Source organism: Sphingomonas kyeonggiensis, from assembly GCF_014196745.1.
Taxonomy (GTDB): Bacteria; Pseudomonadota; Alphaproteobacteria; order Sphingomonadales; family Sphingomonadaceae; genus Sphingomonas; species Sphingomonas kyeonggiensis.
The window spans coordinates 158,371-180,907 of the sequence record NZ_JACIEH010000002.1 but is presented as its reverse complement, the minus strand read 5'-3'; the positions used below and the strand labels follow the sequence as shown (position 1 = coordinate 180,907).

The window sequence follows — 22,537 nt, the reverse complement described above, 5'->3', positions numbered from 1 at the left end:
ACGCCGATATGGCTTTATTATGCCAAATTACAACGCTGGCGGAACGAAATCGCTGAGGTGAATCGAGAACTTGCTGGAGCAGAACGCGCAATCGACGGTGATCACGCCGTTCTCGTCGGCCATTTCCGCGCGCTCCTCCTCGGGGAACTTGGAGAGCACCTGGGTGATATAGTCCCCGTCGCAGCGGCAGTTATTGGCGAGCGGCGAGGCGGCAAGGATGCGCACTTCCTCCTCCTCGTTGAACAGCCGCCAGACCAGCGTCTCGAGCGGGATCGAGGGATCGGCGAGCTCGTCGACGCCCATCGTCGATCCCAATGCCTCGACATGCTCCCACTCGGGGTGATCCATGCGCGCGTGCAGCCGCTCGCGCCCGGCCTCTCCCTCCGGCAGGTGCTGGAGGAACAGGCCGCCGGCGATCCACTTGCCGCTTTCCTTGTCGCGCTGGGCGCCGAGCCGCACCACGGTGGGGATCTGCTCGGACTGGAGGAAATAGCTCTGTGCCGCCTCTGCCAGCGATGCGGTGTCGAGCGGCACGATGCCCTGATAGCGCTCATTGGTCGCCGGCTGGTCGAAGGTCACCGCGAGATGGCCCTTGTTGAACAACGCGAACAGCGACGGGTTCTTGCCGAGCTGCGACAGGCGCAGCGCGTCGAACTGCACATAGCCGCGCAGGTCGCCATTCTTGTAGTCGCACACCAGCAGGTTGACGATGCCGCCCTGGGTCTGCGCCTGGAGGGTCAGCTGGCCCTGCGCATCCTTGAGCGTCGAGCCGAGCAGCGCGGCAAGCGTCAGCGCTTCGGCCAGCAGCCGCTCGATCACCGGAGGATAGGCGTGCGCCGCGAGAATCTCGTCAAGCGCCGGCCCCAGCCGCGTGACGCGGCCACGGGTGTGGCGGGCCGGAATGGTGAAGCCGACCGCGCGATCGAAGTCGGTGGTGGGGGCGGTATTGGTCACGTCGAAATCCTCGCTGCCCGGCCGAAGCCGGGATGCCGTTTGTGGCACAATTTGTCTGAAGTTGCCCGCTATGTAGGGCCTTGCCGGCCCAAGACAACTCAGGCCAGCCGAACGCGCTTCACCCGCCGCGACGCGAACCAGAGCAGCCATCCCGCGGCCAGCGCGGACGGCCCCGTCCAGAAGAGCACCGTGGCGATCGATCCGGCTACCGCCACGAAGCCCATGAGACTGCCATCATCCGGAACTACGAGACCGACCCAGTCTGCAAAACTCCCGAACGCGATGGCGGCGCCCACCCCGACCATGACAAGCCAGAGCGCAGAACCCTGCAGCCCTGTGCGGGGACTCCGTCCGAGACGCGCAACCATTGCCGCGTTCGCGGCGGCAACGAGCAGCGCGGCCAAACATATCTGATCGGCATAGCCGGCATCACGGGGCACGAACCAGAGCAGGGCCAGAAACACCGCCAGACCCAAGGCAACCAAGGCTGCGATACGGACCGGCGGCATGGCACTTCCCCTCAGATCTGCCCGAAGCACCACCTTAGCACCGCCTTCTGCGCGTGAAGACGGTTTTCCGCCTCCTGCCAGATCAGCGACTGGGGTCCGTCGATCACCGCGTCGACCACTTCCTCGCCGCGGTGCGCGGGCAGGCAGTGGAGGAACTTCGCGTTCGGCTTGGCTGCGGCCATCAGCGCCTCGGTCACCTGGAAAGGCATCATCGCGGCGAGCTTGGTCTCGGCATGGGCCTGGCCCATCGAAATCCAGGTATCGGTGACGATGATGTCGGCACCTTCCACCGCCTCGCGCGGATCGCCGACCACCTTGGCCCGGCCGAGCCCGCGGGCAAGGTCGGCCTCGGTCGGCTGATAGCCCTGGGGGCAGGCCGCAACGACGTCGAAGCCCATCAGCCCGCCGGCCTCCATGATCGAGGCGAGGACATTGTTGCCGTCGCCCAGCCACGCGACCTTGAGGCCCGGCAGCGCGAAGCCGGCCTCGAGGATCGTCTCCATGTCCGCCATGATCTGGCAGGGGTGCGAGGCGTCGGTAAGGCCGTTGATCACCGGCACGCTGGCATATTTCGCCATGTCGACCACCTTCTGGTGATCGTCGGTGCGGATCATGATCGCGTCGCAATAGCCCGAGAGGATACGCGCGGTGTCGGCGATCGTCTCGCCGCGGCCGAGCTGCATCGAGCCCGCGTCCATCACGATCGAGGTGCCGCCGAGCTGGCGGATCGCCATGTCGAACGAGACCCTGGTTCGGGTCGAGTTCTTCTCGAACACCATCGCGAGGACATGGCCGGCGAGCGGGGCGTCGGCGTCGACCTTGCCCTTGGGCCAACCGGCGCGGGCCTGCTTGCGGGCAATGGCATCGTCGAGCATCGCCTGGATACCGGCGGTGCCGGCGTCGGACAGATCAAGGAAGTGGCGGGTCATATTCAAATCCTCCCCCAGCTCGCCTGGGGGAGGGGGACCGCCGGCCGAAGGCCGGGGGTGGAGGGGCTGCGCCGAAGGCGCGGAAGGCCGCTCCGCATCCACGCCGCTACGCGGCGCCCCTCCACCATGCTGCGCATGGTCCCCCTCCCCGAGACAAGCTCGGGGAGGAATTGTTCATCAGGCCGCACCCGGTGCCCCGAAACTGCGCGCGCCTTCGCTCAGGCGCTCGATGCACTCGGCGATGTGATCCTCGTTGATCACCAGCGGCGGCAGCACGCGGAACACGTTCTCGCCGGCGGCGACCGTCAGCAGCCCGTGATTGTCGCGCAGATGCGCGACGAAGTCGCGGCTGACCACCGTGTCCTTCATCTTGATGCCGAGCATCAGCCCCTTGCCGCGAATCTCCTCGAACAGGTGATCATGGTTCGGAATCATCTGCTCGAACGCCTGGCGCAGGCGATCGCCCATCTTCTCGACATGCGGCAGGAAATCGGGCTCGAGCATCACGTCGAGCACCGCCTGGCCGGCCGCCATGGCGAGCGGGTTGCCGCCATAGGTGGAGCCGTGCGTGCCGATCACCATGCCCTTGGCCGCTTCCTCGGTCGCGAGGCAGGCGCCGAGCGGGAAGCCGCCGCCGATGCCCTTGGCCACGGTCATGATGTCCGGGGTGATGCCGTAATGCTCATAGGCCCACATCTTGCCGGTGCGGCCATAGCCGCACTGGATCTCGTCGAGGATGAGCAGCAGGCCATGCTCGTCGCACGCCTTGCGCAGGCCCTGGATGAACTCCTGGGTGCCGGCGGTCATGCCGCCCTCGCCCTGCACCGTCTCGACCAGGAAGCCGGCGGTCTCGCCGTCGATCTTGGCGAGCGCACCTTCCAGGTCGTTGAACTTCACATAGTCGAAGCCCGGCAGCAGCGGCTCGAAGCCGTCGCGCATCTTCGGCTGGTCGGTCGCCGAGATCGCACCGATCGAACGGCCATGGAAGGCGTTCTTGAAGGTGATCAGCTTGTGGCGCTGCGGGTTGCCGTTGACGTAATGATAGCGGCGCGCGGTCTTGATCGCGCACTCGATCGCCTCGACGCCCGAATTGGTGAAGAACACCGTGTCGGCGAAGCTGACGTCGATGATCCGCTGGGCCAGCGCTTCGCCCTGGGGGCTGCCATAGAGGTTCGACACGTGCATCAGCGTGGCGACCTGGTCCTGCAGCACCTTGGTCAAGTGCGGATGGCCATGGCCGAGCGCGTTGACCGCGATGCCCGCGGCGAAGTCCAGATACTGCTCGCCGCGTTCCCCATAGAGGTACACGCCCTCGCCTCGCACCGGCCGCACAGCGCACCGCGGGTAGACGGGCATGAGCGGGGTGATAGTCATGGGAACATACTCCTCAGGAAAAAGCTCGAAACGAGACTCCAGAAACGACAAAGGGCGGTCTTTCGGGACCGCCCGAGGCGGGTGTTTACGAGGGGTGGCCCGGAGAGGTCAATAATCGTTTCGGCGAGGGGCATGCGCGGGCGTTATCGCAAGGCCGCCATCCCGGCGAAAGCGGCGGTCTCGGGCGGCGCGCGAACGGCCCGCCGTCAGTTCTTGATCTTCCAGCCGCGGCGCAGCAGCGCGTAGCAGAGGAAGCCCAGCACCACGTCGAGCGCCAGGATCACCAGGCTCCCGACCAGGATCGGCGAATCGGCGACTCCGAGGAAACCGTAGCGGAAGCCCGAGATGATGTAGAAGAACGGGTTGGCGTGGCTGACGACCTGGAAGGCCGGGGCGAGGCGCTCGACCGAATAGAAGGTGCCCGAGAGCAGTGCGAGCGGGGCGACGACGAAATTGGTCACCGCGGCGCTGTGATCGAACTTCTCCGCCCAGATCGAGGTGAGCACGCCGAGGAACGAGAGCAGCACCGAGCCGAGCAGCCCGAACCACAGCACCGCCCAGGGCTGCACCGGTATCGCCTCCGCACCCAGATAGAGCAGCATCGCCAGCCAGACCGTGCCGCCGACCATGAAGGCGCGCGTCACCGCTCCGCCGACCATCGCCGCGAGCAGCTCGGCGGTGGAGAGCGGCGGCATCAGATAGTCGACGATCGTGCCCTGGATCTTGCCGACGAGCAGCGAGAAGCTCGAATTGGCGAAGGCATTGTTGAGCATGCCCATCACGACCAGGCCCGGGGCGATGAAGGCGGCGAACGGAACCTCCGTCCCCCCCAGATGCACCGCCCCGCGCGCGCCCAGAGCGGTGGTGAACACCACCATCAGCAGGAGCTGCGAAATGGCCGGTGCCCATATCGTCTGGAGCTGCACCTTGAAGAAACGGCGCACCTCCTTGATATAGAGGGTGCGCAAACCTCCCCAGTTGACGTTGCGGATAACCGGAACGCCGGGCTCGGGGAGCTGTGGACCGAATTCAGGCTGGCTGCTCATCGCGCGTTCGCGTAACCGCTGCACGGGCCGCCTGCAAGGTGAAGGAAGAGAAGTTTTGAGCTGGACCGACGAGCGGATCGATACGCTGAAGAAGATGTGGGACAGCGGGCTGACCGCAACCCAGATCGCCGAAGAGCTTGGCGGAGTGAGTCGCAATGCCGTGATCGGCAAGGCGCATCGCCTGGGCCTGCCCTCGCGCCCCTCGCCGGTGAAGCCCAACGAGCCCAAGGTCGCGGCGGCTCCCGCCGAGCCCAAGCCGGCGCCCGCGCCGCGCCCGACGCCGGCACCATCCGCGTCGCCGGCACCGGTTGCCGCGGCGCCGCGCGCGCCCGCGCCTGCTCCCGAATCGGCCGATGACGATGACGATGGGGACGCACCCGCCCCCGCGCCCAAGCGCGAAGGCCCGGTGCTGCGCTCGGTCGGCCCCGGCGGCTTCGTCCGGCAGAATCCCGGCGAGCAGACCCCGCCGATCGCGCCGGCCCCGCCGCGCCGACTCGTCCCCGCCAAGCCGAGCGACGCGATCGCCGGCAAGACCAGCCTGCTCGATCTGAACGACAAGATCTGCAAATGGCCGCTCGGCCATCCGGGCGAGCCGGACTTCCACTTCTGCGGCGACAAGGTGAACCCGGGCTTCCCGTACTGCGTCGCGCATTGCGGCCACGCCTATCAGGCACAGCTGCCCCGCCGCGACCGTCGTCCGCCGCCGCCGCTGCCCTTTGGCGGCCCGCGCGTCCGCTAAGCCCGACAGCATTTCCGGGACGATCGGAAAACCCGGCGCCTTCGCGGGCGCCGGGTTTTCTTCGTCGGATCAGATCACGCCGAAATCGGTCGCCGAAAGAGTCAGACCGGCCGACAGCGTGGCAAACTGCACCGCGCCCGCGCCCCCTCCCCCGTCGACATCATAGTAGAGCGCGCCGGTCACCGGATCGTAGAGGATATGGTCGTCCGCGTCGGCCGCGACATTGCCCGTCGCGAAGGCACCGGCCGGCAGGCCGCCGGCCGTCAGCGCGGTGAAGATCGCATCATCCAGGTCGATCCGGTCGGTGCCCACCACGAAATCGGTGATGCTGTCGATATTCCCTGCGCCTGGCGCAGTGGAGAAGACGAAATGATCGCTCCCACCGCCCCCGGTCAGCACATCCGATCCGCCGAGCCCGTTGAGCGTGTCGTTCCCCGCGCCTCCGGTGATCATATTGGCCAGCGCATTGCCCGTACCGGAGAAGGCGCCGCTGCCGGTGAATTGCAGCGTCTCGACCTCGTTCGCCAGCGTGTAGCTGGCAAGCGCCGTCTGCACCGTGTCGGCCCCGCCCCCGCTATCCTCGAAGATGATGTCACCGGCATTGTCGACGAGGAACAGGTCGTCCCCGGCATTGCCGACCATTTCGTCCGCGCCGGTACCGCCGTTGAGCACGTCATTTCCGTCGCCCCCGACCAGGATATCCGCACCGCCCGCGCCGTTCAGCGTGTCGTTGCCGGCATTGCCCTCGAGCCGGTTGCCGCCCGCGTCCCCGGTCAGGGTGTCGGCATAGGCCGAGCCCCAGACATTCTCGATGCTCAGCAGCGTATCGCCCTGCGCATGCCCGCCGCTGACGCTACCGCCGAGCGTCACCGTCACGGCGGCGTTGGAGAGCCTGTAGTCGACCGAATCATTGCCCGCGCCGCCATCCATCCTGTCGTTGCCCAGCGAACCGGCGAGGACATCGTCGCCGCCGCGCCCGATCAGATCGTTGGCATTGGCATCGCCAACCAGCGAGTCGCCAAAATCGGAGCCGACATCATCCTTCACGAAATTGACGTTCTGCAGGACGTTGATCGCGTCCGAGATCGAGGCGGTGCCGAGCACCGAGCCGCCTGAATTGAGCGACTGGACCGATCCGGTGATGCTGTTGGCCGAATAGCCGTCATTGTAGAGCGGTTCGACCCGCACATCGACGGCGCGCGCATTCGAATAGACCGTGGTGCCGGCCGAGGTCAGGTTGTAGATCGTCACCGCCCCGGAAAGTGAAGTTACCGCGACGGTGACCTTGACCACGTCGAGCGACGGCAGGGTGTTGATGGTGAGCCGCATCGAGCTCGCGCCCGAATCGCCGAGCCCACCAGCGGACTTGAGGCTCCCGAAAGTGTAATTCGACATCGCAATCTCCCTTTGGGTGAGATCGCCAGCGCGCCCGCGAAAACCGGAGGCGCATCGGCACCGGCAGGCTCGCCGCGCAGTGGTGCCGGCTCAATTCCATGCTGATCCGGACCGGACGCGACCACCGCCCAATCGGTTCGAGACGGAGCAAACCGCCCTTGTGCGGGGCCTGCGCGTCGCAGTCGTCCGGCTCGGCCGGCTGCCTCGTACATGCGATATTACGCAAATTACATGCTCTGGTTTACGCGTTGCTAACCGGACTCGCGCTAGCCGCGAGGAATGGACCGTTTTGGAGTATTGCTTGGCCGCCATGCCTTGAGCGCTCAGCTGGCGCTCGTGGCCGTGGCATTGGTCTGTGCCGCCTTCTGGCCACCTGCCGAAGGGCGGATGCTTCTCGTACCTGTGCTTCCCGGTGCGGCGCAACACATGCTCGCCGGCGCGGTCGAAGGCGGTGCGCAGCTGCTCGGCAGCGGGCCGATCCCGGGCAGCTTCGTGATCACCGGCAACCACCTCGCCGTCACCGCGGCACTGGGTGGCAAGGCCATCCTTATCCTCGCCGCGCCCCCGGCGCTGTGCGGAGGGCCCGCGGCATGACCGAGATCGACCGCCTGCGCCGTCGCGGTATCGAGACGCTGGTGATCGCCAGCTGGGCCACCGTGCTGGTGGTCTTCCTGCTCGGCCTGACGCTGCGCGGCAGCCAGCGCGAGTGGATCACCCTGCTGCTCGGCGCGGCCGCCAACATCGCGCCGACGATCGTCGCGCTGCGCCGCCGCTATGACGTGTCCGCCCGCCTGATCGTCGGCACGCTCGCCGCGATCCAGCCCGCGCTCGCCATCTATGCGCTGTCCGGCCATCCCTGGCAGATGGACACGCACATGTATTTCTTCGTCGCGCTGTCCGGGCTGACCCTGCTCTACGACTGGCGGCCGATCGCGCTCGCCTGTGGCCTGATTGCGGCCCACCACATCGTCTTCCAGCTCGCCTTGCCGGCCTGGGTGTTCGAGGGCGGCGGCGATTTCGGCCGGGTGGTGTTCCACGCCGTGGCGGTGCTGCTCGAATTCGCGGTGCTCGCCTATCTCACCACCCAGCTCGTCCGGCTGATCGAGGCGCAGGCCGACGCCCGTGCCCAGAGCGAACGCTTCGCCGAGGACGCGACCGCGCGCCGCGACGATGCCGAGGCCGCGCTGACTGCGGTGCGCGCGGCCGAATCGCGGGAACGTGCCGAGCGCGAGCGCCGCGAGACGAGCGAGCGCGGTGCCGCCGCCGAGCGCCGCCGCGAGATGCTGGCCCTCGCGACTGCCTTCCAGGAATCGGTCGCCGAGACGGTGCGCGACGTCACCCGCGCGGCGAGCGACCTCGATCGCTCCGCCCATTCGCTCAACACGCTCGCGCACCGCGCCAGCGGCGAACTCGCCGCCACCGCGCGCATCGCCACCGAGGCTTCGCAGACCGCGGGCGGGCTCGCCAACGGCGTGCAGCAGCTCACCGCCTCGATCATGGCGATCGCCTCCAGCGTCGACCAGCAGGCGACGCTGAGCGGCGCGGCGCGCGGCGTCTCGCGCTCGGGCGAGGATGCGGTGCGCGCGCTGGCCGAGCGGGCGAGCACGATCAGCGGCTTCGCCGAATCGATCCAGGACATCGCGGCGCGCACCAACCTGCTCGCGCTCAACGCGACGATCGAGGCGGCGCGCGCCGGCGATGTCGGCCGCGGCTTCGCGGTGGTCGCGCACGAAGTGAAGGCGCTCGCGAACCAGACCGGCCACGCCACCGAGGAGATCCGCACGCTCGCCGGCACCGTCCATGGCGGCGCGGAGCAGGCGCATGACGCGCTGGGCGAGATCGCCAGCACCGTCGCCGAGGTCGCCGCCGCGGCCGAGGCGATTCGCAACGAAGTCGACGGCCAGCGCTATGCCGCCGGCATGATCGAGGCCACCGCGCTCGACACGGCCGCTGGTGCTACGCGCATGGCCGAGCGGATCGGCGCCGTCGCCACCGTGGCGAGTGATACCGAGGCGCTGTCGGACAGCGTCTCCAGCGCCGCGACCGGGCTTTCCGAAGCCGCGCTCGCGCTCGAAGTGGCGACCGACCGGTTCATCGCCCAGCTGAAGGCGGCGTAACCAAATCAAATCCTCCCCGAGCTTGTCTCGGGGAGGAATTGGATGCCCCCGCATCCCTTGCACCTCGCGCCCCGCACCCCCTATACGTTCTCCATGGCTGCTGAAGACTTGTTTGCCGCGCCGGGCGTGCCCTCCGGCACCTATGACGCTTCCTCGATCGAAGTCCTCGAAGGGCTGGAGCCGGTACGGCGCCGCCCGGGCATGTACATCGGCGGCACCGACGAGCGCGCGCTGCATCACCTCGCCGCCGAGATCCTCGACAATGCGATGGACGAAGCGGTGGCCGGGCATGCCAACCGCATCGAGGTGCAACTCGAGGCGGGCAACCGCATCACGATCACCGACAATGGCCGCGGCATGCCGATCGATCCGCACCCCAAATTCCCCGACAAGTCGGCGCTCGAAGTGATCCTCTCGATGCTCCACTCGGGCGGCAAGTTCTCGGGCAAGGCCTATGCCACGTCGGGCGGCCTGCACGGCGTGGGCATCTCGGTGGTCAACGCGCTGTCGATCGACACCACGGTGGAGGTCGCGCGCGACAAGCAGCTTTATCGCCAGCGCTTCAGCCAGGGAAAGACGCTCGGCCCCCTGGAGCATGTCGGCGGCACGCCCAACCGGCGCGGTACTTCGGTAAGCTTCATCCCCGATACCGAGATCTTCGGCGAGATGCTGTTCAAGCCGGCCCGGCTCTACAAGCTGGTCCGCTCCAAGGCGTATCTCTTCGCCGGCGTCGAGATTCGCTGGAAGTGCGATGCCGAGCTGATCAGCGACGACACGCCCCCGGAGGCCGTGTTCCAGTTCCCCGGCGGCCTTGCCGATCACCTCAAGGAGCAGATCGGCACCCGCGAATGCGCCACCGCCGACTTCTTCTCGGGCAATCAGGATTTCCCGGGCGAGAATAACGGCCGGGTCGAATGGGCAGTCGCCTGGCCGCTGTGGAGCGACGGTTCGTACAGCTGGTATTGCAACACCATCCCGACACCCGATGGCGGCACGCACGAACAGGGCCTGCGCCAGGCGCTGACCCGCTCGATCCGCGCCTTTGCCGAGCTGGTCGGCCAGAAAAAGGCCAAGGACATCACCGCGGACGACGTGATGACCGGCAGCGAACTGATGCTGAGCGTGTTCATCCGCGAACCGCAATTCCAGTCGCAGACCAAGGACCGGCTGACCTCGCCCGAGGCGACCGCGCTGGTCGAAAAGGCCGTGCGCGACCATTTCGACCATTTCCTCACCGACAATATGGACCGCGGCAAGGCGCTGCTCGGCTATGTGCTCGAGCGGATGGACGACCGCCTGCGCCGCAAGCAGGAGCGCGAGGTCAAGCGCAAGACCGCGACCAGCGCGCGCAAGCTCCGCCTGCCCGGCAAGCTCACCGATTGCTCGGCGGACGATCCGGCGGGCACCGAGCTGTTCATCGTCGAGGGCGATTCGGCAGGCGGCAGCGCCAAGCAGGCGCGCGACCGCAAGACCCAGGCGATCCTGCCGATCCGCGGCAAGATCCTCAACGTCGCCTCGGCCACGTCCGCGAAGATCCTGGCCAACCAGGAAATCGCCGACCTGATCCTCGCCATGGGCTGCGGCACCCGCAAGGACTGCGATCCGAGCAACCTGCGCTACGAGCGGATCATCATCATGACCGACGCAGACGTGGACGGCGCGCACATCGCCACGCTGCTGATGACCTTCTTCTTCCAGGAAATGCCCGATCTGGTCCGCCAGGGGCATCTCTATCTCGCCCAGCCGCCGCTCTACCGCCTGACCGTGGGCTCGAAGTCGCTCTACGCGCGCGACGATGCGCACCGGCTCGAGATCGAGAACAGCGTGTTCAAGGGCAAGAAGGTCGAGGTCAGCCGGTTCAAGGGTCTCGGCGAGATGAACCCGAACCAGCTCAAGGAAACTACGATGGACCCGAAGAGCCGGGGCCTGCTGCGCATCACTTTGCCCCAGGAATATGAGGAACGCGCCGGCGTGAAGGACCTGGTCGACCGGCTGATGGGCAACAATCCTGCCCATAGATTCGCCTTCATCCAGGAGAATGCGGCGCGGCTCGACGAGGAAGTGATCGACGCGTGAGCGGACGAGCCGGCATCTCCAATATCGTCATCCCGGCGAAAGCCGGGATCTCGTGCGGCTCCTTTCCCGCCATCGCCTGAGATCCCGACTTTCGTCGGGATGACGGCTTGGTCAATAAATGTTGATATCATAATTTATTCCCGGTAGAAGCAGCGCATCCACAGCCGATGAGGCACCGATGCGCCTGCTCCCGCTTCTCGCCGCGTTCCTGATCGCCGCCCCCGCCACGGCACAGACCGCGGCTCCGGCCGCAGCCCAGCCCGTACAGCCCGATCCCGCCTTCCAGGCCCGGCTCGACGCGTTGATTCCGATCCTGAGCGGCGGCGGCGACTATGCCGGCTATTTCACCCCCGCCTTCCAGGCCCAGGTGCCCCAGGCGACGCTCCAGGCAGTCACCGCCCAGCTGATCGCCGGCAACGGCAAGCCGATGCAGATCCTGAGCGTGTCGCAGGAGACGCCCTGGCGCGCGACGGTGCGCGTCCAGTACGAGAAAGCCGTGGCCAATGTCCTGCTCGTCGCCGATCCGGCGGCGCCGCACCGGGTCGGCGGGCTGCTCGTCCGTGGCTTCGAGAGCGCGGAGAAGACACTGCCTGCGGTCGAGAGCGCCTTTGCGGCGCTGCCCGGCGATGTCGGCTATGCGATCGCCAGGCTGGGCAGCGGTGCGCCGCAGCTGCTGAAGGGGCGCAATGCCGACAAGCCCTATGCGATCGGCTCGGCCTTCAAGCTGGTGATCCTCGCCGAGTTGGTCCGCGCCACCAATGCGGGCGAGCGGACATGGGACGATCTCGTCACGCTCGATGGCGGCACGCTGCCCGGCGGCGTCTACGCCCGGAAGCCCAGGGGCACCCGGGTGCCCCTGCGCGAGCTCGCCACCCAGATGATCTCGATCAGCGACAACAGCGCGACCGACATCCTGCTCCACGCGCTGGGCCGCGCGAAGGTCGAGGCGATGATGCCGGTGCTCGGCATCGCCGATCCGGCCCGCAACCGCCCCTTTCTCGGGACGATGGAGCTGTTCAAGCTCAAGGGCGTGGCGGGGCTGGCGGAGCGGTATCTGCCGCTCGACGAAGCCGGCCGCCGCAAGCTGCTCGATGGTGAGGTGGCGGGCATCCCGCCGATCCTGATCAACGCGACCAGCTTCACCCAGAAGATCCCCAACCGAATCGACACGCTCGAATGGTTCGAGAGCCCGAACGATCTGGTCCGGGTGATGGACTGGCTGCGCCGCAACACCGAGGGGATGGCGGGAATCGAGGCGCGCAAGGTGCTGTCGGTCAATCCCGGCGTCAGCCCCGATGTGCGGGGCAAGTGGCAATGGATCGGCTACAAGGGCGGATCGGAGCCGGGCGTGATGAACATGACCCTGCTGCTCCAGGCGCGGAATGGCGACTGGTATGTCGTCACCGGCAGCTGGAACGACCTGCAGAAGGCCGTGGACGAGGGCCGCTTCGCCTCGCTGATCGGCAAGGCGGCGGAACTCAGCGCCCCCTAGATCTCCCCGCGCATCCGGCGCTTGTGGTATTTGGTGCGTGCGCCGATGCCGAACAGCATCAGCGCGAAGCCGGTGACGATCGCCGCCAGCGTGACGATGTTGGGGATCGGCGTCCAATAGGCATTGACCAGGATCAGCGCCGATCCGAGCACCGCCAGCGCCACGCCGGTGCGGCGAAAGCCCTTGGCGACCTGCATCAGCTCCCGGCGATAGGCGCTGCGCTGCGCGGGATCGCGCAAATCGGGGATCGGACGGCTCAACGATTGCCGCCGATCAGGTCGCCCAACCCGCCGAGCACCGACCCCTCGCCGCGATTCTGCCCGCCATAGGACGAGGCCGCCGCCATCATCCGGCCGGCCAGGCGGGAGAAGGGCAGCGACTGGATCCACACCTTGCCGGGACCGCGCAGGCGCGCGAAGAACAGCCCCTCGCCGCCGAAGATCATGCTGCGCACGCCACCGGCGCTCACCAGGTCGAACTCCACCGAAGGCGTGAAGGCGGCGACACAGCCAGTGTCGACGTGCAGCTCCTCGCCCGGCGCGAGCTCGCGCTCGACGACCATGCCGCCGAACTGGACGAACACCCAGCCATCGCCATCGAGCTTCTGCATGATGAAGCCTTCGCCACCGAACAGGCCGGTCATGATCCGGCGCTGGAAGGCGATGCCCATCGACACGCCCTTGGCGGCGCAGAGGAACGCGTCCTTCTGGCAGATCAGCGTGCCGCCGAGGCTGTCGAGCTTCAGGGGCACGATCGCCCCCGGCACGGGTGCGGCAAAGGCGACGCGGGCCTTGCCCGTACCATTGTGCGTGAAGACGGTGGTGAACAGGCTCTCGCCGGTGACCAGCCTTTTGCCGGCGCCGAGCAGCGCGCCCATGAAGCCGCCGCCCTGCTGGCCGCTGCCATCGCCGAACACGGTGGTCATCCCCACCGCCGCGTCCTTCCAGACCAGCGCGCCGGCCTCGGCCACCGCGCTCTCGCCCGGATCGAGCTCGATCTCGACGAACTGGAGCTCCTGCCCCTTGATCTCGAAATCGATGTCGTCGGCGATGCCGGCGTTGCGGCTGTGGCTCCAGGGGCTTTGCGGCATGTGGTGTCTCCGTCCTGCGATGCGCGCATCCTTAGCCGCCGGCGCGCGCACCCGCCAAGCTGGTCCAATATGGGCTGGCAAAATATTCCGCGATCCCGCAATTTGCGACAGGGAGATCACGGATATGCGGACCTGTATCTGGGCGACGGCTGGAATGGCGCTCATCGCCTCGGCACCGGCATGGGCGCAGGAGAACAGCACCCAGGACGGCAATACGACGATCATCGTCACCGGCAATCCGCTGTCCGAGACGGCGAAGCGGCTCAGGGCCTGTCTCGAGCGCCATTGCCCGCCCAACGAGGATATCGACGCGAGCCTGGCGCATGCCGAGAACCAGTTCCTCGAGGGCGATTACCGCAACGCCCGCGCCACGCTGGCCGCCTCGCACGGCCGCAACGCGCAATATGCGAAGCAATATCCGATCGAAGTTTCCGATCTCGACCGCGCCTATGGCCGGCTCACCAACATGAACGGCCGCCCCGACGACGGCCGCATCCTCCAGATCGGCGCGCTCGATACCCTGAAGGGCGGCTTCGAAGCCGGAGACGCCCGCATCCTGGACCAGCGCCTGATGACCGGCGACGAGTTCATCCACACCGGCAGGATCACGGCGGCGACCGATGTCTATCGCAAGGTCGAGAAGCAGGCGCGCGAGGCAGGACATCTGCGGGTGATGGCGAACGCCATGCTCCGCCCCGCCACGCTCTTCACCGCACTATCCGCGATCGACTCCGGCTATCGCACGCCCGCCCGCGCCGCGATCTCCCGGCTGGAGCGCACGACCGAACCCGAACTGGCCGCGTTCCGCGTCGCGGCCCAGCTGCTGCGCGCACGCCTTGCCGCCACCACCGGCGACGACGACGACCTGGAGAAGACGCTGCAGAAGCTCGCCGGGGAAGGCTTCACCTATCCCGTGCTGGTCTATGAGGAACCCTCCTTCCGCAACGGCCCCTTCACCGGCGTCGCCGCCCGTGGCCTCGACACCAACCCCGAATGGATCGACCTGCGCTTCAAGATCGACGCGAGCGGCCGGGTGCACGATGTCGACGAGCTGCGACGGTCGCCGCAGATCTCGAACGACTGGCCCAAATACATCTTCCGCACGCTGCCCAAGCGGCGTTACGTGCCACTCAAGCTGCCGGCTGGATCGGACGGCATGGTCCGGGTCGAGCGCTTCACGCTGGTCTTCGACGCACAGAGCAATACCGGCTCCAACATGCAGACCCGCTCGACCAAGGGCCGGCTGGTCTCGCTCGACCTCACACCCGATCCGGTGCCGTCGAAGGGCGGCTGATCCCCGTCCAGTCGGCGGCCAGCAGGCCATAGAGCGCGGTATCGCGCACGCCGATATGCGTTTCCCATTCGGCGCGCAGCATGCCCTCGAGCCCGAAGCCCATCTGCTCGAGCAGGCGGCGCGAGGCGAGGTTCTCGGGATCGGTGTCCGCCACCGCCTTGCGCTGGCCCTCGGCCCGGAAGAGCTGGTCGAGCACCCCGCCGAGCGCCTCGCGCGCATAGCCGTGGCCGCGCGCGTCGGGCACGAGCATATAGCCGACCTCGCTGACATTGCCCTGCCGCTTCTCGCCCGCCACGACGAAGCCGAGCGCCAGGTTCGATCCGTGCGCGGTGATCACCCAGCGCCGCCAGCCCATGCCGGGCCGGGCCAGATGCGCCCGGGTCTGCTCGAGGCTGGTATAGGGTGCCTCGGTCCACCATTGCATCGAAGGCGGATCGGAAAAGGCGCGGTGCAGCGATTCCGCATCCTCGAACGCCCCCGACCGCAGGCGCAGCCGCTCGGTGGTGAGGACGGGAATCGGCCGGCCGGACTGGCCGGACCGTCGGCTACGAAGCCAGCGCATCGACCAGCGTCTTGACCTTCTTCTGCCGCCACTGCGGCAGCGGCGCGACCAGCCAATAGCCGAGCTTCGAGCTTTTCGGCTCGCCGACCACGACCACCCGCCCCGAGGCGATGTCGGTGCGCGCCAGCAGCTCGGGCACGGTCGCCCGGCCCAGCCCCTCGGCCGCGGCATCGAGCGCCAGGCCCGCATCGGCGACGCGAACCAGCGATCCGGCATCCTCGGCCATGCAGCCCGGCCAGGAGATGCGCACGTCGATGCTGCCGGCCGGCCGCTCGACGGTGACCATCCCGTCGCTCTCCAGCGCCTCGCCCTCGTGCTCGCCCGGGCCTTCGCCCCAGCGGATCGCGAGATCGAGATTGGCCTCGGTGAAGTCGAGCGCGTCGTCGGCGGGCACCAGCACGAAGCGCAGGTCGCGGTCGACCCGGGCGATCTCGGCCAGGCGCGGCATCAGCCACTTCGCGGTCAGGTCGCGCGGCGCGGCGATGGTCAGCGACTTGGACGACTGCCCCGCCTGCATCGCCCGCACGCTCTCCTCGAACTGGAGGAAGCCAGCGCGCAGCGCCGACAGGCCGGCCTCGGCCTCGGGAGTCAGCTCCAGCCCCTTGGTGGTGCGGCGGAACAGGACGACGCCCAGCGTGTCCTCCAGCGCGCGGATCTGCTGGCCCACCGCGGCCGGCGTCACCGCCAGCTCGTCCGCCGCGCGGGTGAAGCTCAGATGGCGCGCCGCGGCATCGAGCACGCGCAGGCCGTTGAGGGGGAGATGCGTCCGCTTCATTCCGCCACCGCCGGCGCCGTGAGCGCGAACTTCGGGATGGCGACGTCGAACGCCGAACCATCCTCACCGATCATGTGATAACTGCCCTGCATATTCCCCGTCGGCGTGCTCAGCGGGCAGCCCGACACATAGTCGAAGCTCGCCCCCGGCGCGATCATCGGCTGCTCGCCGACCACGCCCTCGCCCTCCACCGTGTGGCGCGCGCCGCGCCCGTCGGTGATGATCCAGTGGCGGGTGAGCAGCTGCACCGTCATCGGCCCGCTATTCTCGATACGGATGTGATAGGCCCAGAACCAGCGGCCGCGATCGGGCTCGCTCTGCTCGGGCAGATAGCTCACCGATACGCGCACGGTGATCCCGCGCGTTTCCTCCGCATCGGTGAACAATGCGTCCATCACAATCCGGTGGCCCTCAATGCCTGGTCGAGATCGGCGATCACGTCCTCGGGATCCTCCAGCCCAACATTGAGCCGCAGCATGCCCTCGGTCACGCCCATCTCCAAGCGCTTCTCCTCGCTGACGCCATAATGGGTAGTCGAGCTGGGATGCGTCATCAGCGAGCGCGAATCGCCGATATTGTTCGAGATGTCGACGAGCTGCAGCGCGTCGAGCAGGGCATGCGCCTGCTTGCGCCCGCCATCGACCTCGAACGAGAAGATCGGGCCGGCCGCTTCCATCTGGCGCGAGAAGAGATTGTGCTGCGGGTGGCTGGGCAGCGCCGGGAAGTTCACCTTGGGCACGCGCTTCTCGAGGAAGCTGCCGACCTTGAGCGCATTCTCGCTCTGGCGGCGGATGCGCAGGTCGAGCGTCTCCAGCCCCTTCAGCACCACCCAGGCGTTGAACGGCGACAGGTTCGGGCCGGTGTTGCGGGTGAAGGGCAGCAGCACCTCGTTGATGAACTGCGACGAACCGGCGACCGCGCCGGCGAGCACGCGGCCCTGCCCGTCCATCATCTTGGTCGCCGAATAGGCCACCACGTCCGCGCCGAACTCCATCGGGCGCTGCAGCGCCGGCGTGGCGAAGGCATTGTCGACCACGGTGGTGATGCCGTGCTTCCGGGCGATCGCGCACACCGCTTCCAGGTCGACCACGTCCATCGTCGGATTGGCCGGGGTCTCGAAGAAGAAGATCTTGGTGTTCGGGCGGATCGCGTCCTGGAACTGCTGCGGGTCGCGCGCGTCGATCACCGTGGTCTCGACGCCGAAGCGGGGCAACAGGCTGTCGGTCAGCCAGCGGCACGAGCCGAAGGCGGCGCGGCCCTGGACGATATGGTCGCCGGCGCTCACCTGGCAGAGGATCGCCGCGGTCATCGCCGCCATGCCGGTGGCCATGGTGCGGCAGGCCTCGGCGCCTTCGAGCAGCGCGATCCGCTCCTCGAGCATCTGCACCGTCGGGTTCTGCAGGCGCGAATAGGTCATGCCCTCCTGCTCGCCGGCGAACCGCGCGGCGGCGTCGCCGGCACAGTCATAGGCATAGCCCGAGGTCATGAAGATCGCTTCGCTCGTCTCGCCCCATTCGGAACGCGCGGTGCCTCCGCGCACGGCCTGGGTGGCGGGTTTCCAGTTGCGGGTGACGCTGCGGTCTTGGCCTGTACGACGCTTCATAGTGCGGGATGCTTTGCGGCTGGGGGGCCGAGGCGTCAACACCGGTCGTCACTTGGGCGCCCCCAAGCCCTGCTTCGCGAGGGAGGATTTGGGGGCATGACGGCCACGAAACGGTCGGCTATCCCACCCGCCATGCTCGATCGCCTCAAGGCCCTGCGCGACCGTCCCTGGACCGTCGCCCTGCTTCTCGCCGTCATCGCCGAGGCGCTGTTCCTGATCCATCTCGATCAGCCCAGCGTGATCATGTTCGACGAGATCCACTATCTCCCCGCCGCCCAGGCGCTGCTCGACCTGTCGGGCCCGCGCAATGTCGAGCATCCGATGCTCGGCAAGGAGCTGATCGCGGCGGGCATGGCGCTGCTCGGTGACAATCCGTTCGGCTGGCGCATCGCCTCGACCATCGCGGGCACCGCGACGGTGCTCGGCGTCTTCGCCTTTCTCTGGCTGCTCACCGGCAGCATGCGCGCCTCGCTGGTCGGCGGGCTGCTGACGCTGCTCAACCAGACCGTCTATGTCCAGGCGCGCACCGGCATGCTGGACGTGTTCCTCGGCTGCTTCCTGGTATGGGCGCTGGTGATGGGCCTGTGGTCGATGAAGGGCAGCGGCAAGCGCGTCTGGTGGCGCTGGCTGGCCATGGGCGTGCTGCTCGGGATGACCACCGCGGTCAAATGGGCGGGCGTGCCTTATATCGTGCTGGCCGGGCTCGCCTTCCTCGTCATCCGCATCCGCGACGCGCGCCGGGCCAGGAAGCCGGTCCTCTCCGCGCTTTCCGGCAAGGACCAGCCGCACTGGCCCGGCCTGCCCGCCATCCCGGCGCTGCTGGCGATGGGCGGGGTGAGCGTGGTCACCTATTTCCTCACCTTCCTGCCCGCCTTCTTCTACACCACCGATCCGCTGACCTCGCTGTCCGGCCTGTTCGCCCAGCAGATCCACATGTGGCAGATGCAGACCCAGATCCTGCCGCACCACACCTATCAGTCGAGCTGGTGGAGCTGGCCGCTGATGCTGCGGCCGATCTGGTATTTCTATGAATGGGACCGCGGCGCCCAGCGCGGCGTGCTGCTGATCGGCAACCCGCTGATCATGTGGGGCGGGCTGGTCGCGGTGCTGGCCTGCTACTGGGCCTGGTTCAAGGACAAGGCGATCAAGCCGCTGGCGATCGCCCTGCTATGGACCGCGTCGCTGGCGATCTATGTCGTGATCCCCAAGTCGATCGGCTTCTATTATTACTACCACCCGAGCAGCATCTTCCTGTGCATGGCGCTGCCGCTCGCCTTCCTGCACTTCGACAAGGGCAAGAATCGCGGCTGGGAGGAGTGGTTCGTCGCGCTCTCGCTGCTGATGTTCGGCTATTTCTACCCGATCCTCTCGGGCGCGGCGCTCGCCAACAGCCAGGGCTTCGTCCACTGGATGTGGATCGGCAGCTGGCGGTAGAACTGCTCCAAACCGTCATCCCGGCGAAAGCCGGGATCTCAGGCGAAGGCGCAGAGAAAGAGCTGCACGAGATCCCGGCTTTCGCCGGGATGACGGCTATTTGTCAGTACCGCCCCCAGACGAAGCGCGACGACAGCGCGAAGTTCCACACCGCCGCCACCGCGATTCCCGCCAATGCCGCGAAGCGCCAGTCGCCATGCTGGACATTGTGGAGGAACGCCGCGACGCCGACATTCGCGGCCGCACCGACGCTGCACACCAGGCAGAACGACACCCAGCCGCCGAGCAGCGACTTCGCCCCCTTCAGCCGCTGCTCGCGATAGGTCAGCGCGTTGTTGAGGAAGAAGTTGAAGGTCATCGCCGCCGCGGTGGCGAGGATCGTCGCGCCGACGAACGGCCAGTTCAGTCCCCGGAAGAACAGCGCGAGGATCAGGAAGTGCACGCCCGCACCGAGCGCGCCGATGCCGGAGAACATCACGAAGCGCACCGGCACCACGCGGCCGAACATCCGGTCGTACAGCGCAATCAGATATTCCATCGCCACGACGTAATCGAGCTTGGACTCGCCCAGCGCCCGGGTGCGGAACACATAGGGCAGCTCGAGGAACTTCAGCGGCTTGGGCGAGGCCGTCATGATGTCGAGCAGGATCTTGAAGCCGATCGCCGACAGCGTCGGCACCAGGTCGCGCACGATCTGGGTGCGCATCGTGAAGAAGCCGCTCATCGGATCGGACAGGTCCGCCTTGAGCACCCGGCGCGACAACCGGGTCGCCAGCGCCGACTTCGCCACGCGCTCCTCGTCCCATTCGCCCGTGCCGCCGCCATCGACGAAGCGCGAGCCGATCACCACGTCGAGCGTCGAATCGCCTTCGAGCGCGTCGAGCATCCCGGGCAGCAGCGTCTCGTCATGCTGCAGGTCGCCGTCGATCACCGCCACGAAGGGCGCGGCGGTGGCGCACATGCCTTCGATGCACGCGCTCGACAGCCCGCGCCGGCCGATCCGCTGGATCACCCGCACCCGGCTGTCGCGCCGGCCCAGCTCGCGGGCGGCATCCGCCGTCCCGTCCGGGCTGTTGTCGTCGACGAAGATCGCTTCCCAGTTCCGCCCCGCCAGCGCCGCATCGAGCTTCTCGATCAGCAGCGGCACGTTCGCCCGCTCGTTGAAGGTCGGGATGACGACCGCGAGCTCGAGCTGGTCAGGGATCACACGAGCTCCTTGAGCACCGCGTCGCCCATCTCGGCGGTCGACATCGAGCCACCCAGATCGGCCGTGCGCGCACCCTTGGCGAGCGCCTCGCCGACCGCGCGCTCGACCTTGAGCGCCGCTTCCTCGTTGCCGAGCGAATGGCGCAGCAGCATCGCCGCCGAGAGGATCGCGCCGCACGGATTGGCCTTGCCCTGTCCGGCGATGTCGGGCGCCGAACCGTGGATCGGCTCGTACATGCCATTGTCCCCGCTCCATGCGCACAGCGAGGCCGAGGGCAGCATGCCGATCGAGCCGGCGCACATGCTCGCCTGGTCGGAAAGGATGTCGCCGAACAGATTGCCGGTGACGATCACGTCGAACGCCGCGGGCGCGCGCACCAGCTGCATGGCGGCATTGTCGACGTACATGTGGGTGAGATGCACGTCGGGATATTCGGTCGCCATCTCGTTGACCACGTCGCGCCAGAGCTGCGAGGTCTCGAGCACGTTCGCCTTGTCGACCGAGCAGAGCTTCTTCTTGCGGCGCTTGGCCATCTCGAAGCCGACGCGAGCGATACGCTCCACTTCGGCCTCGTTGTAGCTCATGATATCGAATCCCTGACGCAGCCCCTCGGCATCATGGCGGCGGCCCTTCTCGCCGAAATAGACGTCGCCGACCAGCTCGCGGACGATGACCAGGTCGAGCCCCGCCACCACTTCGGGCTTGAGCGGGGAAGCATCCGCAAGAGCCGGGAACAGCGTCGCCGGGCGGAGATTGGCGAACAGGCCGAGCTCGCGGCGGATGCCGAGCAGCGCAGCCTCGGGGCGCAGCCGGCGCTCCAGCGCCTCGAAGCGCGGATCGCCGATCGCGCCGAACAGCACGGCGTCGGCCTTCTTGGCGAGCGCGAGCGTCTCTTCGGGCAGCGGCCGCCCGGTCAGCAGATAGGCGGCGCCGCCGACGGGCGCCTCCTCGAAGTCCAGGCCCAAGGCCAGCGCTTCCAGAACCCGGCGCGCCTCGCGCGTAACCTCCGGACCGATCCCGTCACCGGGCAGAACAGCAATCAGTGGCAATTCATGCTCCCCACGTATTCGCCGCCTGCTTTGCCGCCCTTGTGGCCGTCACGCAACAGCGCGCTTCAACCGATCGACCAGCCGCGCGCGCGCCGCGAGCAGCTCGGCGCCCTTTCCGATCAGCAGATCGCGTTCGAGGAAGTGGCCGGTGAGCTTCAGGCCGTCGAGGATATCCTCCCATCCCGCCTCCCCGCCCTCGACCAGAAAGCGCGGCAGGCGGAGCAGCCGGTTCTCATAGCCCTCGGCGCCCAGCCGGCTCACCGCGATGCCGCTCTTGGGGCTGACATAGGCAAGGTCGTCGTTGCGGCCGGTCGCCGCGCAATGTTCGAGATCGAGCCCGAACCCGAGCTCGGCGAGCAGCAGCAGCTCGTACCGCACCATCGCCACCGCCCAGCCCCGCGCCGCCGGCGCCGCCTCGATCGCGGCGAGCACGCCGTCGAGCGCGATGTAGAGCCGCGGATAGGGCAGCCCCTCGGGCAGGGAGAAGGCGGTGAGCGCAGTCGCCCATTGGAAGGCGGCGGCGGGCAGGGCCTCGGAGAACATCGCCGCGCGGCTGTGGAGCAGCTCCACCGTGAGCCCGGCCAGCGCATCCTCGGTCCGCGAGCGCCATTCGCCCTGCACCAGGTTCGCTGGCTGGAGCACCGGCCGCAGCGTCCGGCCGTGCCCGCCACGGACATAGCCGGGCTGCACGCCATCCTCCTCGGTGAACGCCCGCACGATCGCCCCGTGCTCGCCATGCGCGCGAACGGAGAGGATGATGGCTTCGGCGCGCAGGTGCATGGAGGGTCTATATAATTCCTCCCCGAGCTTGTCTCGGGGAGGGGGACCATTGCGAAGCAATGGTGGAGGGGCGCGCCGGGCACCGGCGCGTTGCGCCGGCCCCTCCACCCCG

At 67.7% G+C, this 22,537-nt stretch carries 22 protein-coding genes; 7 read left to right on the top strand and 15 right to left on the bottom strand.

Annotated features, from left to right (window positions below):
• Positions 1-27: 27 nt before the first annotated feature.
• From GGR46_RS09900 to GGR46_RS09880, 5 genes are all read right to left on the bottom strand, one after another.
• Entirely contained in the window at positions 28-954 is a 927-nt protein-coding gene (locus GGR46_RS09900) for an Hsp33 family molecular chaperone HslO (RefSeq protein ID WP_343058102.1), read from the bottom strand.
• Positions 955-1,052: 98 nt separating this feature from the next.
• Positions 1,053-1,463 carry a hypothetical protein gene (locus tag GGR46_RS09895; RefSeq protein ID WP_183997231.1) on the bottom strand — a complete coding sequence of 137 codons (411 nt, stop codon included), beginning with the start codon at positions 1,461-1,463 and terminating at the stop codon, positions 1,053-1,055.
• 11 nt (positions 1,464-1,474) lie between these two features.
• Positions 1,475-2,392 (bottom strand): ornithine carbamoyltransferase, encoded by a 918-nt coding sequence (argF, locus tag GGR46_RS09890; protein ID WP_183997229.1) that lies wholly within the window; start codon positions 2,390-2,392, stop codon positions 1,475-1,477.
• Positions 2,393-2,569: 177 nt separating this feature from the next.
• Positions 2,570-3,766, bottom strand: coding sequence for an aspartate aminotransferase family protein (locus tag GGR46_RS09885; protein WP_183997227.1), 1,197 nt, complete (start codon positions 3,764-3,766; stop codon positions 2,570-2,572).
• Between the two features lie 206 nt (positions 3,767-3,972).
• Positions 3,973-4,812 carry an ABC transporter permease gene (locus GGR46_RS09880; protein ID WP_183997225.1) on the bottom strand — a complete coding sequence of 280 codons (840 nt, stop codon included), beginning with the start codon at positions 4,810-4,812 and terminating at the stop codon, positions 3,973-3,975.
• A gap of 55 nt (positions 4,813-4,867) precedes the next feature.
• On the opposite strand from GGR46_RS09880, the gene GGR46_RS09875 reads away from it, so the two are divergent.
• Positions 4,868-5,551: a GcrA family cell cycle regulator gene (locus tag GGR46_RS09875; protein ID WP_183997223.1), complete on the top strand. Its 684-nt coding sequence runs from the start codon at positions 4,868-4,870 to the stop codon at positions 5,549-5,551.
• 69 nt (positions 5,552-5,620) lie between these two features.
• Here GGR46_RS09875 and GGR46_RS09870 read toward each other — a convergent pair whose 3' ends face one another.
• The gene (locus GGR46_RS09870) at positions 5,621-6,946 is read right to left on the bottom strand and encodes a calcium-binding protein (protein WP_183997220.1); all 1,326 of its coding nucleotides are present in this window, start codon (positions 6,944-6,946) and stop codon (positions 5,621-5,623) included.
• A gap of 315 nt (positions 6,947-7,261) precedes the next feature.
• Between GGR46_RS09870 and GGR46_RS09865 the strand changes: the two genes are divergently transcribed.
• The 4 genes from GGR46_RS09865 to GGR46_RS09850 all read left to right on the top strand — a co-directional run bounded on the left by GGR46_RS09865 (position 7,262) and on the right by GGR46_RS09850 (position 12,631).
• A complete protein-coding gene (locus GGR46_RS09865) occupies positions 7,262-7,540 on the top strand; it encodes a hypothetical protein (RefSeq protein ID WP_183997218.1) in 279 nt (92 codons plus the stop codon).
• The gene (locus tag GGR46_RS09860) at positions 7,537-9,063 is read left to right on the top strand and encodes a methyl-accepting chemotaxis protein (RefSeq protein WP_183997216.1); all 1,527 of its coding nucleotides are present in this window, start codon (positions 7,537-7,539) and stop codon (positions 9,061-9,063) included. Before GGR46_RS09865 ends, GGR46_RS09860 begins: the two co-directional genes overlap by 4 nt.
• 93 nt (positions 9,064-9,156) lie before the next feature.
• Positions 9,157-11,139, top strand: coding sequence for a DNA topoisomerase IV subunit B (parE, locus tag GGR46_RS09855; RefSeq protein ID WP_183997214.1), 1,983 nt, complete (start codon positions 9,157-9,159; stop codon positions 11,137-11,139).
• Positions 11,140-11,317: 178 nt separating this feature from the next.
• Positions 11,318-12,631, top strand: a complete 1,314-nt coding sequence (locus GGR46_RS09850; RefSeq protein WP_183997212.1) for a serine hydrolase — start codon at positions 11,318-11,320, stop codon at positions 12,629-12,631.
• Here the strand turns inward: GGR46_RS09850 and GGR46_RS09845 are convergent.
• The gene (locus GGR46_RS09845; RefSeq protein WP_183997210.1) at positions 12,628-12,891 is read right to left on the bottom strand and encodes a hypothetical protein; all 264 of its coding nucleotides are present in this window, start codon (positions 12,889-12,891) and stop codon (positions 12,628-12,630) included. The two genes, GGR46_RS09850 and GGR46_RS09845, sit on opposite strands and share 4 nt — an antisense overlap.
• Positions 12,888-13,721: a TIGR00266 family protein gene (locus GGR46_RS09840; RefSeq protein WP_183997208.1), complete on the bottom strand. Its 834-nt coding sequence runs from the start codon at positions 13,719-13,721 to the stop codon at positions 12,888-12,890. The genes GGR46_RS09845 and GGR46_RS09840 overlap by 4 nt, the downstream gene beginning before the upstream one ends.
• Before the next feature lie 124 nt (positions 13,722-13,845).
• Between GGR46_RS09840 and GGR46_RS09835 the strand changes: the two genes are divergently transcribed.
• Entirely contained in the window at positions 13,846-15,015 is a 1,170-nt protein-coding gene (locus tag GGR46_RS09835) for a hypothetical protein (RefSeq protein WP_183997206.1), read from the top strand.
• On the opposite strand, the gene GGR46_RS09830 is transcribed toward GGR46_RS09835, so the two are convergent.
• The 4 genes from GGR46_RS09830 to GGR46_RS09815 are packed head-to-tail and all read right to left on the bottom strand — an operon-like array spanning position 14,981 to position 17,955.
• Positions 14,981-15,577, bottom strand: a complete 597-nt coding sequence (locus GGR46_RS09830) for a GNAT family N-acetyltransferase (RefSeq protein ID WP_183997204.1) — start codon at positions 15,575-15,577, stop codon at positions 14,981-14,983. The two genes, GGR46_RS09835 and GGR46_RS09830, sit on opposite strands and share 35 nt — an antisense overlap.
• A complete protein-coding gene (locus tag GGR46_RS09825; RefSeq protein ID WP_183997202.1) occupies positions 15,561-16,352 on the bottom strand; it encodes a LysR family transcriptional regulator in 792 nt (263 codons plus the stop codon). The genes GGR46_RS09830 and GGR46_RS09825 overlap by 17 nt, the downstream gene beginning before the upstream one ends.
• Complete coding sequence (gene apaG, locus GGR46_RS09820) at positions 16,349-16,747, bottom strand: Co2+/Mg2+ efflux protein ApaG (protein ID WP_183997200.1); 399 nt, start codon at positions 16,745-16,747, stop codon at positions 16,349-16,351. The genes GGR46_RS09825 and apaG overlap by 4 nt, the downstream gene beginning before the upstream one ends.
• A complete protein-coding gene (locus GGR46_RS09815; RefSeq protein ID WP_183997198.1) occupies positions 16,747-17,955 on the bottom strand; it encodes a trans-sulfuration enzyme family protein in 1,209 nt (402 codons plus the stop codon). Before GGR46_RS09815 ends, apaG begins: the two co-directional genes overlap by 1 nt.
• Positions 17,956-18,087: 132 nt before the next feature.
• Between GGR46_RS09815 and GGR46_RS09810 the strand changes: the two genes are divergently transcribed.
• Positions 18,088-19,389, top strand: a complete 1,302-nt coding sequence (locus tag GGR46_RS09810; RefSeq protein ID WP_183997195.1) for a glycosyltransferase family 39 protein — start codon at positions 18,088-18,090, stop codon at positions 19,387-19,389.
• A 103-nt stretch (positions 19,390-19,492) separates the two neighbouring features.
• Here GGR46_RS09810 and GGR46_RS09805 read toward each other — a convergent pair whose 3' ends face one another.
• The 3 genes from GGR46_RS09805 to recO are packed head-to-tail and all read right to left on the bottom strand — an operon-like array spanning position 19,493 to position 22,425.
• Positions 19,493-20,596 carry a glycosyltransferase family 2 protein gene (locus GGR46_RS09805; RefSeq protein WP_425506546.1) on the bottom strand — a complete coding sequence of 368 codons (1,104 nt, stop codon included), beginning with the start codon at positions 20,594-20,596 and terminating at the stop codon, positions 19,493-19,495.
• The gene (gene leuB / locus GGR46_RS09800) at positions 20,593-21,645 is read right to left on the bottom strand and encodes a 3-isopropylmalate dehydrogenase (protein ID WP_183997193.1); all 1,053 of its coding nucleotides are present in this window, start codon (positions 21,643-21,645) and stop codon (positions 20,593-20,595) included. The genes GGR46_RS09805 and leuB overlap by 4 nt, the downstream gene beginning before the upstream one ends.
• A 48-nt stretch (positions 21,646-21,693) precedes the next feature.
• Positions 21,694-22,425: a DNA repair protein RecO gene (recO, locus tag GGR46_RS09795; RefSeq protein WP_183997191.1), complete on the bottom strand. Its 732-nt coding sequence runs from the start codon at positions 22,423-22,425 to the stop codon at positions 21,694-21,696.
• Between the last annotated feature and the right edge of the window lie 112 nt (positions 22,426-22,537).